The organism is Nostoc sp. (genome assembly GCF_036919615.1).
Taxonomy (GTDB): Bacteria; Cyanobacteriota; Cyanobacteriia; order Cyanobacteriales; family Nostocaceae; genus Nostoc.
On record NZ_JBALCN010000033.1, the window covers coordinates 13,918 to 30,560 of the forward strand.

Consider the following 16,643-nt stretch of genomic DNA (forward strand, 5'->3'; position numbering starts at 1 on the left):
GATAGTAAGCAAACGTGGGCAATGTAATTCCGAAAAATTGCCAAAATCAGAATTGAAGGAATAGTAGAGAGTGTAAAGAACTGGGGAATAAAGTAAATCCTGTAACATTCATCACGGAGCATTTTATGTCTAAGAGTTTACTGGAACAATTGCGGAAAATGACTGTCGTGGTTGCGGATACGGGGGATATCCAGGCAATTGAAAAGTTCAAACCCCAAGACGCTACCACCAATCCTTCTCTGATCACTGCTGCGGCGCAGATGCCGGAATATCAGGAAATTGTCGATCAAACTTTACTCCAGGCCAAGAAAGATGCTGGAGCCAAAGCTACCCAAACACAGATAGTTTCTCTAGCTTTTGACCGTCTGGCAGTTGCCTTTGGATTAAAGATTTTACAAATTATTCCTGGTCGCGTGTCTACGGAAGTGGATGCTCGCCTGTCCTACGATACCGAAGCTACCCTAACTAAAGCACGGGAATTAATTGCTCAGTATAAAGCTGCTGGAGTTGGCCGCGATCGCGTGCTCATTAAAATTGCCAGCACCTGGGAAGGGATTCGGGCTGCGGAAATCCTCCAAAAAGAAGGTATTCACTGTAACCTTACCTTGTTGTTTGGTCTTCACCAAGCGATCGCCTGTGCAGATGCTGGAGTCACCTTAATTTCTCCCTTCGTCGGTCGGATTCTCGACTGGCACAAAAAAGATACCGGACGGGATAGCTACCCAGCAGCCGAAGATCCAGGAGTTTTGTCTGTCACCAAAATCTACAACTACTACAAGAAATTCGGCTATAAAACTGAAGTTATGGGAGCTAGTTTCCGTAACCTTGGTGAAATTACTGAACTTGCAGGTAGTGATTTATTGACAATTTCACCGTCACTTTTAGGTGAATTACAGGCAACCATTGGAGAACTGCCACGCAAACTTGACCCCGCCAAGGTAGCAAACTTGGAAATTGAAAAGATATCCATTGACAAAGCTACCTATGACAAATTACACGCCGCTGACCGCATGGCAACTGACAAACTAGACGAGGGGATCAAAGGTTTCACCAAGGCACTAGAAGACCTTGAGAAACTTTTGGCAGACCGACTGGTTCGCCTTGAAGGAGAGGTAGTAGCAACTCATTAGAATGTAACGATAGTTATTATTTAATGGTTAGTGGTTATTCTAATAACCACTAACCATTAACAATTGGCTTAGTTGCATCAGCAGTCATCAATACCGTGGGTATCCTCGGAAATGCTCTCGTCGTTGGTAATTTTCGTATCCTCGGAAATGCTCCCGTGGTCGGATAATTTCATACCCTCGGAAATGCTCCCGTCGTCGGATATTTTCGTATTGTCCAAAAGGGTATCGTTGTCGGATAATCTGCCGTCGTCGGAAATTTTCGTGTCGTCTTGACCACCGTCGAGCGATTAAAAGCTCTCCAGTTTTATTTCCAACTAGGTTAGCCTCTGGTGCAGCGCTCTGTTCATTGCGAGCATTACTTAAAGAAATATCCTTCGCTTCAGCTAATGAGGGCGGATACACAAAGGCACATAGCAATAATGCTATTGAGGATAACTTCCTGAAACCTTTCATGTTTTTGCTTCTACTAGACTTTTGGTAATAACTTTATTAAACACCTTAAAGTCCAAGAATTATCGCTCATAACTTTTTTTTAAACTTAATTAGGTATGAAATTTTGTATTACCATTTCAGTCTTATGGATAATTGTAAATTAAAACAAACTATGTATATAAATAGTTAGTGTCTAGCAAAAGAGAGCATCTCAATGCAAGCAAATTTACCAAAATTGTTACTCGTCAATTGCGAATGAAGCGGACTCCAACTCTTGGAAATGCTCTGCGAATAAAGAACCAGCATGGTAGCTGAAATGTTGCAATTTGCTTTATCTGGACTTTGCGATCGCTTTGCTTGACTACGTTCTGCTCACTATGACAAATTATATTTTTACACATTTGGGATGCTCCCTAGCAAAATGTAACTTTTCCCAATTGGCAAAGTATTATAAAACATTTAAAAAGGCTATAGATTGAGTTGAGGTAATAAACTTGACATGAAATATTAAATCGGCAAAGTAATAATAAACTTAGTTCCCTCACCAGGAATTGACAAACAGTCGATTTGTCCATTATGTTTATCAACAATGATTTGGTAGCTGATAGCTAATCCAAGCCCGGTTCCCTTGCCTACGGGTTTAGTTGTGAAAGATTGCTCAAAAATTCGAGTTTGTACCTCAGGAAGTATCCCAGGTCCGTTATCTTGAATGCAAATTGTGACAGTTTCTTGCTGATAATTAACTGATGTAGTGATAGTGATAGTGTTTGGACAAGTAGCAATCTTTTGATCAGAGTGGTTTTGATTGAGGTCATCCAATGCATCAATGGCATTAGCGATGATATTCATGAAGACCTGGTTCAGCTGTCCGGGATAGCAACTGATTGGAGGTAACTTACCGTATTGGGTGATAACCTTGATTGCCGGGTGGTTTCCTTGGTTTTGCAATCGGTGTTTCAATAGCATTAAGGTGCTATTAATCCCTTCGTGAATCTGAAACTCCATCTTAGATGAAATATCTGAACGAGCAAAAGTTCTCAGAGAAAGGCTAATGTCCTTAAGGCGGTCAATTCCCTGGCGCATTGATGCTAGCAATTTTGGAATATCCTCTGCTAGATACTCAAAGTCCATTTGATTGAGAAGTTCTTCAATTTCTGGTTCTGGATGCGGTAGCTTCTGCTGTTGGAGGTTGACCAAGTGAAGAAGATTATTTGTATATTCTGTAATATAGGAGAAATTTCCTTCAATAAAACCAATCGGGTTATTAATTTCATGACCAATGCCTGCAACAAGTTGTCCCAGAGTAGACATTTTCTCACTTTGGATCAGTTGTAGTTGGGTTTGTTGTAACTGCTGTAGAGATTGGGTTAATTCTGCGGTGCGCTCTTGTACCCTTTGCTCTAGGGTATATGTGAGATGGGAGATTTTCAGGTGTAACTTTAATCTGGCAATGACTTCTTCCTGCTGGAAAGGTTTGGTAACGTAGTCAACTGCGCCAATTTCTAATCCTTTCACCTTGTCTTTAGAATCGGATAGGGCAGTCATGAAAATGACTGGAATATTCTGAGTTATGGGATTTGCTTTCAGCCTGCGGCAAGTTTCAAATCCATCAATACCAGGCATCATCACATCCAGGAGAATCAGATCGGGAAGGGCATATTCAGTTTGTTCGATCGCCGACTCTCCATTCGTTGCCATGAGTGCTTTCCAGCCATATCCCTGAATCATTTCTGATAGCACCTTGAGATTGTTTGGATTATCATCTACCAAAAGGATATGTATTGGCTTCGAGAGAGAATCAGCCATCATTGCCGTGACTCCATTGTTACAAATGATTTTATAAATTTACGTATTTGTCCGGTTTGGAAATTGACAGTGAGTTTGTTTAACTCAACTACGAAAGGAGTTAGCTGGCTGTTTTGTGCAATTAACTCTTCTAACATTTTCTCGATCGCCGCGATATCGCCCATCATTGCCAAATGGTAAAGTTGTTGCAAAACATCTTGCGATGGCAGAACCCATTCGTTATCGGGTAACTCGCCTTTAGGAGATGACTGCTGAGGTATAGATTGGGCATAGCTCCAGTCAACTTCTAGCACCGAGCGGAGTGTATTGAATAGTTCATCAACCTGGAGGGGTTTGGGCAGGAATGCTTTTGCTCCTGCTTGTAAACTCCGCTGCCGATTTTCCTCGAACACGCTGGCACTAGAGACGATGATCGGAATAGAACGGGTTTTTAGATCAGATTGCAGGTGAATCATTAGCTCAAAACCATCCATATTGGGCATGGCTAAATCGAGCAAAATCACATCCGGGTTACATTCTTTTACGATTTGTAGCCCGTGTTTACCATCGGTTGCTTCCAAGGTTTGACAGCCAATTTCTTGCAGCAGATTCGTCAATATGGAGCAGTGATTGCGATCGTCATCGACAATGAGAACCAGAGGCGCACTACCCGAAGTTCTGGTAATCGAATGCTGGGTTGGGGCGATCGCCTGTTCATGCCAGTCATGGGAAAGTGATAATGGGACTGTCAAGTCTAGCCAAAATATACTTCCTTCACCCAAGCGACTCTGCACTTGAATTTGGCTCTCCATCAATGCTGCAATTCTTTGACTGATGGCCAATCCCAAGCCAGTACCTTCAGATCGCTGCCCTGCTTCACCCACTTGCTCAAAGGCCAAAAAGATTTTCTCTAATTGGTCTGGTAACATTCCAATACCCGTATCTTCAATCTGGAAACGAATCTTGGTGGTTAGGGATTGGGCAGAATCTTGCCCAGTCTTCAGTGCCTCTACTTTGAACGTCACACTACCGATGTCTGTAAATTTGATCGCGTTGCCTAGCAAGTTAATCAATACTTGTCGCAGCCGTTGTTCATCTGCTTCAATGGCAAGGGGAAGGCGATCGCTGATTAAAACATTAAAAGTAATCCCTTTCTGCTCGGCTCTGATCCCACAAATCTCGGTAACACCGTGTAAAAAGTTCGGTAGATGCACAGCAGTTGCTACCAATTCCAATTTCCGAGCTTCAATTTTTGAGATATCAAGAATATCATTGATCAACATCAAAAGATGCGTCCCGCATTGAGAGATAATATTGATTCCTTCGCGGTTTTTATTTGTGATGTTTGGCGATCGCTCTAGTACTTGTGCAAAACCAAGGATGCCATTGAGCGGTGTCCGTAGCTCATGGCTCATATTTGCAAGAAACTCGCTTTTTGCTTGGTTAGCAGCATCGGCAGCCTGCTTTGCCTCAACCAGTTCATGAGTTCGCTCTTCGACTTTTACCTCTAAGGTTTTGGAATAATCTAATAGTTGATTGTTGGCAATTTCCAGTTGGTGATTCGCTTCTTCTAGCTGCTGCTGTTTATAGGCATTCATTGTCGCAATTACACTGCTGATGAACGCGGCTAAAGCTGGTGTAACCGGTATTAGAATCCCATTTAAAAATATCCCGTAAGCACTCCCCAGACAGGCCCCACTGATCCCTACAGTTATCCAAAGAATCTGGCCCCCTGGAATCTGTAGCTTTCTAGGCGCACTGGCTAACCACCAACTACTCGTAGAACCGATCACAGACCACAAAACAATCCAGAGCCACAGAGAAATGCTGGAAACGCCGTGGAGGGTTGTTTTTCCTGTTTTAGCTCCTTGTACCAATTGATGGGCAATATTGGCATGGATAACAACACCAGGTGTCGGTTTTTGAGCAGATATCCAGGAAGAACTGAAGGGTGTGCTGAAAAAATCGTTGGTACTAGAGGCGATTGATCCAATAAATACCATGCGATCGCGCATCAGGTCTGCCGGAATCTTCCCTGCCAACACATCGCGCATGGTAGCTGTGTGAAATGCTGCATCCGTTCCATGCCAGTTGAGGAGAATTTGATAGCCTCCTAAATCGCCATCAGCATAACCTGCTTCTTGATTTTGCAGTGGCTGGTAGATTTCTTTACCCAATTGGAACTTTTGCCGCTGGGCATCAATGCTTTCTAAGGTAATCCCTTCAACTTCGAGGTACTTGAGCGCTACACTGGTTGCCAGCCCTGCTTTGATGGTGTCTTGTTCTTTGGCATCCACCGCTGTGAGCAGGGCGCGACGAATAGAGCGATCGCCATCGAGTACCAAATCTGCTAATCCTACCTGATCTCTTTTTTTCAATTCTGGTGGCGGATTGACGCGCTCACCGATAATTTTCTCAACTCCGATTAAATTGGGAGTACTGCGGAAAATTTGCCCAAGTTGCTCATGTCCACTTCCTTCGGGCAAATCTCGATAGAGATCCAGTCCGATGGAGCGAGGCTGTTGCGCCCGGATTTTATCGAGTAATTGTGCTAGTGCCCAGTCTGGAATTGGCCATTTACCCACCGATTGAATATCGCGCTCATCGATTGTAACAATTACAATCTCGTTGGCTATTTTCTCTGATGATTGCAAACGAACCCATTGATCGCGAAGTTTCCATTCAGGTAAATTAAAAAGCCCCAAGGACTGCCCGACAATAACTGCTAGAGCAACACTGGGACTAATGATCAAGACACTGCGAGTGCGTTGGATGAAAGTCTGAAATCTGTGCCACATATTTGTGCCATACAGTTCATTGATATTGGTCAGTGTTGGTGGAGTAATACCCCACTAACACCTGTTGATTATGTTAGTTAGCGGATACTATAGCGCTTTTTGTTAATACACTTTGACTTCTCTTCTAAAAGGAGAGAGGCTTTGAATTTACTCCCCTTCCCTATAAGGAAGGGGTGGGGGTTAGGTCTGTATTCCGACTCAATTGAGAAGTGCTATATTAGCGGTGCTGTTACAATCTCCTTCAAACTAACTGAGGAAAGAAGTTCTTCCCATTGTTTAGAGAGAGTTGCATTGGTAGGTTGGGCGGTGTGCAGTGCAGCAAGTGTTGCTACACAATCATACCAAACCCCATTTTTACCCAAACCAGTCGCCCGCTTCAGCGCATCCTGTTGTTGCATTGTGGTTGCCAGATCAGCACTGGGCTGGATTCGCTCAATCCAACCATCAACGTAAGGCGTACTTGGACTGAGTTGCCCATCCAGTTTGAGTGCTAGGAACCATTGGTAGTTTTTGCCAACGGTTAAAGCGGGTGCATCCGCTGGTAATTTGATCGCAATCACCCCAGTTTTCCCTACAACTGAAATGTTCATCTGATGCTGCATGTTGCCAGCTTCATCCTTGAGGCTGAACACAGCTTCTTGGGCGTTGGAAGCAGGGAGATACACCAGAATTGTGGGACGTTCAGACACTGTTGTGCCATAGAAGCTTTGGGGTAGAAGTGCGATTAGCGCTGTTGGCCCTTTTGCTTCTACAGTTGATGGATTCAAGTAGTAAGTACCAGTGCGAGAAGCTCCCCCAGCTGCTTGTCTGGGAGCACCCTTGCCAGAGGCAGGGGTAAATAGATTACCGCGAGAAGCTCCCCCAGTCGCTTGTCTGGGCGCACCCTTGCCAGCGGCAGGGGTAAATATACTACCGCGAGAAGCTCCCCCAGTCGCTTGGCTGGGCGCACCCTTTCCAGAGGCAGGCGTAAACATATTACCGCGAGAAGCTCCCCCAGTCGCTTGGCTAGGAGCGCTATTTTTTGCAGGTGGGGTAAATGTCACAGCACTAGCGCTAGTCCAGGCACAGTTAGCAATTAGAGCGATAAGGCTCAATGTACTAGCGAAATATCGACGTTTCATAATGTCATACCTCAATTGCTTGAGAAGTGATACAAAATACATTAATTGCGACTGTGGGAAGTAACCTATAGAATATCTCTAATCACGGTAATAATGGGATAAAATCTCCTAAAATATAGACTATTTGTTAATAAAAGTATGTAATAAACGCATTAATTTATTATATAGAAATACGTGTTATTACTTAATTAAAGCCAGTTTCCAACTAAAACGAAAGCAGACCAAAAAAACGGATCATGGAAATCAGTTTGTTGAATCATGTTTATTTGTGCCTGCCGTAGTGCTTCGGCTTTAGTGATTTTGGGTTGTCGCAGTTGCTCATAGAAGTGAGTCATGAGCATCGCGGCTGCCTTATCTTTAACTGGCCATAAAGTGGCGATGGTTGAGCGGGCCCCAGATTTGACAGCCAAACCTGCCAGCCCAAGGACAGCGCGATCGTCCCCTGCTGCTGTGTCACAGGCACTCAGCACCAGTAACTCGATTGCTTTCGATGGATCACCATGCCGATTTTTCAAGAGTTCGGACAACTCTTTGACGTTGACTTGTCCATTCCAGGTAAGCAAGAAAGTATCTTCGAGGCGGGAGCTAAACTGTCCGTGGGTTGCTAGGTGGACAATACCAGCATTACTGGATTTCACGCGTTGAGCGAGGGCTTGACTTGTGAATTTCTGGTTCAGCAATATAAAGGATGACACCGCTTTTGAGATTTGTTTAACTTCTGATTCCACAGCAGGCAAAGCATTAAAACCAGCGCGAGATTCGCTAATACCACCCACGATCGCATTTATTTTGTTTTGCTTTAGCGATCGCGTAGCCATAAGTTGCAATCCTGGTGAGAGTGCGACTGCATACTTCTCGATTAGATACTGTTTACCGTCATATAAGGCAGCCATTGGAATGTTACGCAAATGGCCATCTAAAACAAACACTAATGTCTTAGTATCTTTGAATCCTTGATTGATTTGGGCTGGACGAATCAGCCAATCATAAATCTGCTGGGATAATCGATTTCGGTCTTTGGAATCTGAGACAGGATTGAGAGCAACTAAAAAATTGCCCAGAGTCTGCTCAATTTCAGCTTGAGATTTAGAAGTGACATAGTAATCGAGCGGTTGTCCAGCTTTGGAGAGAATCACCGCTAAACGATCGGGCAGGATGATTGGATAAATGACGGTTGCAGTGGGATCAACCTGATCAATTTGCTGAGTTTTATCTAAACAGGCTTCCCGGAAAAAGTTATCGAGTTCTGCAATTTGGAGTGCCTCAATTAATTCACGGGCTTGCACCAATGCAGCTTGGCTCGGTTGATTATCTAGAAGTAAACCGACTAGTTCTCGGTAAACAGGCTCTACACTTTCGCGGAAAGAAAACTGAACATCGGGGTTGATGGCAACCAAATCCCCTCGCAGTGACTTTAAGGCTTTGACGGCTTCGGTATAGGCACTAATTGCTTTTGAGCGATCGCCCTGTTGTTTATCCAACTGTCCCATCTGCCAAGCAGATTGAGCAATGATATCGTTAGCTTGGAGTTGACGGGCAATATCGAGGGATTTCTGAGTTAACTCCTGTGCTTGTGATAACTGCTGTGTACGACGATAGAGTTTTCCCCACTGATGCAGTGCATAAGCTTCTGCTTGAGCATCTTGGATTTGCTGTGCAGACTTGACTGTGACTGCCATGAGTTGCACCAGGTCTTTCAAGGGGATGATTTGGTCAGAAGTTGAGTGCCGATTTAGGGTGGCGACAAAATTGATGGCTGCGTAGAGGGAGGTGTGACTAGGGGGCAGTTCCTTAAGTTGTTGTAGTAGTTGAGGTGCCAACGGGGTGGCAAACTCAGGCTTGTCGTAGTCGAGGAAAAGTTTGAAACGAGCTAAACGTGCTTGCAAGCCATCGCTTGGATTGGTGGCTACCTGTTCTGCTTGTTCAAAGTAATCTAACGCCGTCTGTGGATCTTGCAAGTCAACAGCAGTTGTTCCCAGACTCAGCAGGATAGAACTCAAGTAGGGTTTGGCTGCAATTTTACGAGCGATCGCTAAACTTTGCTCCAACACCTCTTGATTTTTTGCATCACCAATCATTTGTAGGGCTAAACCAAGCGATCGTAACCCACTGATTTTGATTTCCGAATCTGGCATTGTTAAAAGCTTTTGAGTCAGCATTTCCAACTGCACTTTAGAACGGCGATAAAATCCTAAACTTTGTAAAGCTTGTGCCTGGTTGATTTGACTCCCCAAACTGCCCATTTTGTCACCTGCCTGCTCATAATATTTTTGAGCTTGCTGCCAACTTTCAAGGGCGGTTTCGGCTTTGCCATTGTGCAATTGCAAATTTGCCTGGGTATTGAGTGCTTGTGCCCAGAGAATTGCATCAGCAGAGGGAATAGAGGTTTGCAATAGTTTCAGACTTTGCTCAATAGATTGACTGGCTGCTTCCCATTGGTTAAGTTCCTGTTGTGCCAGTGAAAGGTAACTCAAGCTTAGGGCTTCGTTAAGGCGATCGCCTTGGGTATGGTATTGTTGTGCTGCCGTTTGCCAAATTGTCACTGCTTCTGCAAAGCGTCCTGAACGGTAGAGGTTCCGTCCCTGTTCTAGCCAGTTGGTAGGCTGGGAAGAAGAAATAACTGTAGTTGTTACTGGTAGAGATGCTTTTACAGGTGTAATGGTAAATGCTAAACACAAACTTAAAATACTGAGGCTGACATATAGCCAATGAGTTTGTTTAATTCCGAAAGCCATAAATAATTACCAAGATTCATAACAGCTTTTGAAAAATCACTCACAGCACAAGTGCTTAAAGAATGAGTAAACTTATATTGCCCAACTTATAACTTGGATCTATTAGACATCTCCAAAAAGGAAATATGCATTATCCATAAACCTTGTAGAGACATAGCAGTGCTAGGTCTCTACATTCTTTGTCACCGAATTTTAGATGTTTAAATTTTGGATAATGGAATTGTTGGCGGAGCCTCTCGTAGAGAAGATTCCAAATCCAAAATTTAATGCATGTCTCAGAGCAAGCGGATTTATCCGTGCGGGTTAATCCAAAATCTCAAATCGTTCGACTGAGCGTAGCCGTACTCCTTCTCTACGAGACGCTCCGAGAACAAAGAAGCAAGCTATGCGTAGCGTTCCGCAGGAAAGTCCAAAATTGGATGATTCCTATGTCAGGTTCGTCAGCGAAACCCTAAGCATTTCAATCGTATCCACTGCGGTTACAGAGATTCTTCCCCCAGTCCCTGCCCTAAAGATTTCATGACGTAAGTCCTATACAAATCAAATAGGATTGCTATATTGCTATATTATCGGGAGTTCGCTAGACTGTAGATAAAAAAAGGCTCTACAAAGCACTATTAAAAATCTGATTAGCAGTCAGTTTCAACTCTGGAAAAATAGGGGATATAATTCGTTCATAATTTTTAAATTGGGCGACTTGATATTCTTCATCAACTAAATGATAAATAGAAATAGTTGGTTGTTTGGGATTACCAATAAATTTTCTTGCTCCCAAAGCTGCATAATCAATGATCCAATATTCAGGAATCTTCATTGCTTCTCTTCTCTACGAGAGGCTGCGCCAACGAGACGCTACGCGAACATAATTTCCTAATTTTGTGTAATAATCGTCTTCCCAGTTTGTACTCACAACCTCAATAATCAAAGGAATGGATTCACTTTGAGTCACGGTAGATGCTTTTTCCCACAATTCCTCGTTGTGTAAATTAGCATCGTTGATTAAAACTACATCCGGTGAATAACCCGATGATTTTCTCAGTGGTTTTACTAATGCTGTTTTGGGGATAAAGTATGGCAATTTCAAGCGTTTGTATTCAACGGTAATTTCCCCTGCTACAAATCTGGTAACTTTTTCATGTTTTCCACTCGGCTGAGGCATTTCAACAATTATCCCGTCGTGTAATTCGTAACGCTTCCCGGTGTTTTCCGGCAACCATTTGATAAATTCTTCAAAGGTCAATAGTTTGGGTAAAACTTCAGCCATATCAAAACCTCCGCTTGTTTTGACTTTACCATTTCCAACGTCGGGACTGATTAGTTTGACACCGCAGCACAGGTTAAAGATGGTTCTACATGGGCTGATTGAGCCGCAATTAACTCAATTTTCCCCTGTGCATTCCGTCGCCAAGAAGTAGCTTCAACGAGAACCTCTGGAGATTGGGGTATTTGTGCTTGTAGCTTCTGGGTTTTCCGGTATGCAGAGATGTTGCGGATATCAGACCAAGTGCGATCGCTGGTTACTTGCTGATTGGGATTTTGCGGCACACCACCCCGGCCTGTTGCCACAAAGCTACTGCCTTCACTACCCGCGCAGCCTGTGGCAATTTGCTGAGATGGATCAATTACATTTGCTGGCAATTCGACTAAGCCAGAATTTGGATCAACGCCAATGGTATTGACTTTAACCGTGCCGCTAACCCCAAATTGGGAACTAGCAGTGATGTCATTCTCTGATGTCAGTTGGGGACGAAACTTCAGTCCGAAAAGCCCTTGTGTGCTGATTTGAATATTACCCCCTCTACCTTTCACCGCATTAGCAATAATATCGCTGTTTTCTAATCCGACGATAATAGGTGCATTGATATTAATATTACCTCCATTACCGTTACCGCCTGCTGTAGCACTAATATTGCTGCGATCGCGTATTAGCAACAAATTTCCCACTTGTAAGTCGATGTTGCCACCATTACCAGATTCTGTCTGTGCTTGGATTGAGCCTTGATTTTTTAATTGGATGCGATCTGCGGTGATGTTGAGATTGCCAGCATTTCCACTACCTTGGCTGGTAACGCTTACACTACCGCCATCATTGAGTGTCAAATTTGGTGTGGTAATACTAACACTACCTGCATTTCCCATCAGTACATCCTGTAAGCCAAATAACTTAAGTAGTTGTGGACTTGAACGGATGACAGATGAACCGAGGCTACTATAAGTGTTAGGACTGACACCACTAATTGTGATCGCCTCTCTAGCATTAATGCTGACATTTCCTCCATTGCCAGTATAAAATACTAATGAACCAACTGCTCCTCCATCTAAGATTTGTAACTTCCCAGTATCTAGGATCAAATCTTTTGTATTTCCACTCGCAAAGCTACTGATACTAATGTTACTAGAAATTTCAAAAGGGGTTTTCCCCATAACTGTGGTATTTTGATTGCGAATTGTCACTTTACCACTAGAGCCACTGCCATATGTATATGAAGTCAATAAAGCTCCACCAGATATTACCAATCTATCCCCATTAATAGAGATATCACCTGCTGACCCAGTACCGTATGTGCCAGTGAGAATGTTTGTTGCAATGGGCGTCAGGGGTGAGAAGCCGGACATCTCTATTGCTGCGGCTTCAATCTGAATGTTGCCACTGTCAGCTACTCCGTGTGTTGAGTTCTCTATCCCTGAACCCTGTTGGAGTGTTAACCGGGGAGTGATGATACTTATATTCCCACCAGTTCCGGTGCTCAAGGTGTTACTGCGAATCCCACCTCGAATTGTGGTAGCGGATGTTCCGCCAATCATATCGATGGCTTCTGATGCTTGAAAACGAATGTCTCCACCAGGAAGACTTCCATAATTCTGCGCTAAAACTAACGAACCATCGCTCAAGCGAATATTTCGTCCCTGAAGCTGAACTGAACCCGCATTTACCCCACTGACATCTAATAGTGACTTTTGTGCTAGTTGAATGTCACTAAAGCTTTGCCCATTGCCATACTCCAATTTATATCCCTGAGTGATTGGCACTAAACTAACTAATCCTGCACCTCCTAGGCTACCTAATTCTATATGCCCTGTTTCGGCAGTTAAGGTAGCGCCATTCAGATTCAGATTACCACCTACCAACGCCAAAGTTTTTCCCGCCTGTACTTGCAATCTTGTCGGGCTAGGATTGCGAATCGTCGGAATAATATCGCTCTCGATGTCTAAATGCCCTGTACCTTGGACTTGTATCGCTGAAGGATTATTACCTAGTTGCAGTCCAATGGGAACATTGATACTTAATAATGCGTTAGTTTGGGGATTAATGGCGCTAAATTCACTTCTATCAGCAAATTTGATGCTATTAGCTGTCGTTGCAATCAATGAACCGCCTATATTTAATTGGGCATTAGCACCAAAAATGATCCCATTAGGGTTAAGTAAAAAAAAATTGGCCCTACCATTGGCTGTAATTAAACCATCAATGTGGGAAATACTGCCCCCAGTCACACGGCTAAAAATATTTTGCACATCTGCGGCATTATTGAAGAATGCAGAACCATTGCTAGGAATAGAGAATTGGCTGAAGCTGTAAAACAGGTTGTTGCCGACACGACTGCCGTTGGTAATGGTAAAGTTATTGCCGCTTTGGGATACTGTGCTGTTGAGAGTTCCATCGGTAATTACTTGAGCATTTGCACAACTATTCCAAATCCCACATATTAACATTCCACCAAGCAAACTGAACCTAGCAGAAATTACTTTCATCACCCCGCCTCCATTTCGATCTGTGTACTTAGGTTTCCCAAAATGGAATTGTTGCTAACCTTATTTGTAGTTAACTCTTAGCTGAAGCAGCACAGGTTAATGATTGCTGCACGTAGGTAGGAAATGGAGCCGTGATTAATTCAATTTTGCCATCAGCGTTACGATGCCAAGAAGTGGCTTCAACGAGAACCTTTAGTGATACATGCGTTTGGGGAGTAACATTGCCAGTTTTTCGGTAAGCAGATAAATCTCGCACATCGTCCCAAGTGCGATCGCTCGTTATTTGCTGATTGGGATTTTGTGGCACACCACCCCGTCCTGTTGCCACAAAGCGACTGCCTTGGTTTGTAGAACAACCAGTCGCTATTTGCTGCGCTGGATTATTTACATTCGCTGGTAGTTGGACTAAACCGGAATTTGGATCGACACCAATGGTATTGACTTGCACATTACCATTCACACCCAACTGTGAACTTGCAGTAAGATCATTGTCTGGTGTTAGTTGGTCATGAAATTTCAGACCAAAGATGCCTTGGGTAGTGATTTGAATATTACCACCACGACCTCGCACTGCATTAGCAACAATATCACTGTTTTCTAATCCGACAATGATCGGTGCATTGATATTGATATTACCCCCATTACCGTTACCACCAGCTGTTGAGGTAATCAGGCTATTGTCTCGTAGAAACAACAGGTTTCTGGTTTGTAAGGTAATATTGCCACCATTGCCGGATTCTGTTTGGGCTTGAATAAACCCTTTATTCTTTAATTGGATGGTATCTGCATTGATGTTAATATTGCCACCATTTCCACTCCCTTGAGTGGTGACACTGACTGTCCCGCCATTCGTCAGCGTTAAGTTCGGTGTGGTAATGCTCACAGTACCTGCATTAGCTGTTAGCATATCTGGCAAACCGAATCGCTGCCGCAATGACGGATCGAGTCGGATGCTGGACGCATTAATGCTGCTATGATTTGTCTGACCTTGACCACTGATTGCGATTGATTCGGTAGCGTTGATGTTCAAATCTCCCCCATTACCTGCAAAAAATGCGGTGGCAGCAACTACTCCCCCATCCAGAATTTGCAATTTGGCAGTATCTAGCGTCAAGGTTTTGGCACTTCCGGTTGCAAATGTAGTTGAGCTAATGTTGCTGTAAAGTCCGGAGGGGCTTTCTCCCGTCACCGTGGTGTTGGTGTTGCGAATCGTCACTTTACCGCTAGAGCCACTGCCAAAGGTAGCCGAAGACAATGAGGCACCGCTTGACACCACTAGACTATTGCCATTGATAAAAACATTACCAGCGTTCCCAGTGCCTAGCGTGGTAGTGTTAATGTAGCTAGCAACACCGGGATTAATGGGTGAGAAGCCAGATATATCAACCGCCATCCCATCGATCTGGATATTGCCACTGGGAGCCGCTCCGAATGTTAAGTTATTTAATGTCGCTCCCTGCTTGAGGGTCAGCCTGGGAGTAACAACGCTGATGTTCCCACTAGCCCCAATGCCAAAGGCTTCATTACGTACCCCGCTTGAAATCTTAGCATCGGATGTTGTACCAATCAGATCAATTGCCTCCGTAGCCTGAAAGCGAATGTCACCACCAGGGAGATTGCCGAAATTCTGCGCCAGCACCAGAGAGCCATCGGTGAATTGAATTTGCTGACCCTGAACTTGCACAGAACCTGCATTCACTCCGCTGATATCTAATAGCGATCGCCCTGCCAGATGAATATCGCCAAAGCGTTGCACATTTCCATACCCCAACGTATAGCCCTGTGCGGTTGGCATCAAGCTGACTAGCCCTGCGCTACCCACACTGCCCAATTCTACTCGCCCTTGTTCGGCTCTCAGAGTAGCCCCATTCAAATTTAGGTTCCCACCCACCAAGGCTAAGGTTTTTCCAGGCTGTACCGACAGTTCTGTAGAACTAGGAATCCGAGTGATGGGAAGCAGAGCCGATGCACTGATCGTGGTCAAGGAGTGTCCTGTACCTTGAACCGTTATTGGTGCAGGATTGCTGCCCAGTTGCAGACCAAAAGGAACATTGATACTCAACAATGGGGCAGCTTGAGCACCAATTGCACTAAACTCAGCACCATCAGCAAATTTAATGCTGTTAGCAGTAGTGCCAATAAACGATCCACCAATATTCAATTGAGCATTCACACCGAAAATAATCCCACTGGGATTGAGCAGAAACAGGCTGACGGGATTACTATTGTTAATTGTTTGAATTACGCCGTCAATCTGGGAAATACTACCCCCAGTTACACGACTGAAAATGGTGGAGATATTGGGCGTGTTGATTAAATTAAAGGTGGCTGAACCACCAGTGGGCACGGAAAACTTACGAAAGCTGTGAAACAGATTACTACCTGCGGCACTACCGTTAGTGATGGTGAAGTTATTACCACTTTGGGAGACGGTGGTGTTGAGGGTGGTGTCGGGAGTCACCTGGGCATTGGCAAAGCCGCTCCAGAGGAGCATCCCAGCTGTCAATATTCCATTTACTAAACCCGAAACAACAGAGGTCGTTTGCATTATCCAGTTTCCATTTATACTTAATAATTAGGGTTCCCTAAATTGCTCTTAACATTCACCGAAACAGTGCCGAGCAATGAGTGCTTCCTCTGGACTCATAATTTCAGCACTCAGCACTATTGTTGGATTAAAACGGTGAATAACCTATTGAGAAGTACAGCCCATTTTCCTGGAGCGATCGCTTTTCACCTTCCACTGATGTCAGAGGAATGCCCCAATCCAGATGGGCTGAGAAATTATTGCCCTGTTTCCACAACAGCCCTAACCCGATACCAACCAATAGACTAGGCGATGGATTTTCGTCCTTGACATTCCAGCCTTTGCCCATTCCATACTACTTT

The 16,643-nt window shown here is 44.1% G+C and carries 8 protein-coding genes and 2 pseudogenes; 1 reads left to right on the forward strand and 9 read right to left on the reverse strand.

Translation table 11 applies throughout. From position 1 onward, the window contains the following. Positions 1-125: 125 nt before the first annotated feature. Positions 126-1,130: a transaldolase gene (locus tag V7K48_RS10715; RefSeq protein ID WP_335072193.1), complete on the forward strand. Its 1,005-nt coding sequence runs from the start codon at positions 126-128 to the stop codon at positions 1,128-1,130. Positions 1,131-1,217: 87 nt separating this feature from the next. On the opposite strand, the gene V7K48_RS10720 is transcribed toward V7K48_RS10715, so the two are convergent. The 9 genes and pseudogenes from V7K48_RS10720 to V7K48_RS10760 form a co-directional block, all read right to left on the reverse strand. Further along, positions 1,218-1,583, reverse strand: a complete 366-nt coding sequence (locus V7K48_RS10720) for a hypothetical protein (RefSeq protein WP_335072195.1) — start codon at positions 1,581-1,583, stop codon at positions 1,218-1,220. Positions 1,584-2,069: 486 nt separating this feature from the next. Continuing rightward, positions 2,070-3,368: a hybrid sensor histidine kinase/response regulator gene (locus tag V7K48_RS10725; protein WP_442949430.1), complete on the reverse strand. Its 1,299-nt coding sequence runs from the start codon at positions 3,366-3,368 to the stop codon at positions 2,070-2,072. Beyond that, the gene (locus V7K48_RS10730; protein WP_335072199.1) at positions 3,368-6,145 is read right to left on the reverse strand and encodes a CHASE2 domain-containing protein; all 2,778 of its coding nucleotides are present in this window, start codon (positions 6,143-6,145) and stop codon (positions 3,368-3,370) included. Before V7K48_RS10730 ends, V7K48_RS10725 begins: the two co-directional genes overlap by 1 nt. Positions 6,146-6,357: 212 nt before the next feature. Further along, positions 6,358-7,266: a DUF928 domain-containing protein gene (locus V7K48_RS10735; protein ID WP_335072201.1), complete on the reverse strand. Its 909-nt coding sequence runs from the start codon at positions 7,264-7,266 to the stop codon at positions 6,358-6,360. Positions 7,267-7,454: 188 nt separating this feature from the next. Continuing rightward, the gene (locus V7K48_RS10740; RefSeq protein ID WP_335072203.1) at positions 7,455-10,001 is read right to left on the reverse strand and encodes a CHAT domain-containing protein; all 2,547 of its coding nucleotides are present in this window, start codon (positions 9,999-10,001) and stop codon (positions 7,455-7,457) included. 604 nt (positions 10,002-10,605) lie between these two features. Then, positions 10,606-11,265, reverse strand: a pseudogene (locus tag V7K48_RS10745) (Uma2 family endonuclease). A 50-nt stretch (positions 11,266-11,315) separates the two neighbouring features. Continuing rightward, positions 11,316-13,754, reverse strand: a complete 2,439-nt coding sequence (locus V7K48_RS10750) for an S-layer family protein (protein WP_335072205.1) — start codon at positions 13,752-13,754, stop codon at positions 11,316-11,318. A 70-nt stretch (positions 13,755-13,824) separates the two neighbouring features. Continuing rightward, the gene (locus V7K48_RS10755) at positions 13,825-16,302 is read right to left on the reverse strand and encodes an S-layer family protein (protein ID WP_335072207.1); all 2,478 of its coding nucleotides are present in this window, start codon (positions 16,300-16,302) and stop codon (positions 13,825-13,827) included. 127 nt (positions 16,303-16,429) lie between these two features. Continuing rightward, positions 16,430-16,630, reverse strand: a pseudogene (locus V7K48_RS10760) (ShlB/FhaC/HecB family hemolysin secretion/activation protein); the annotation flags it as partial. Between the last annotated feature and the right edge of the window lie 13 nt (positions 16,631-16,643).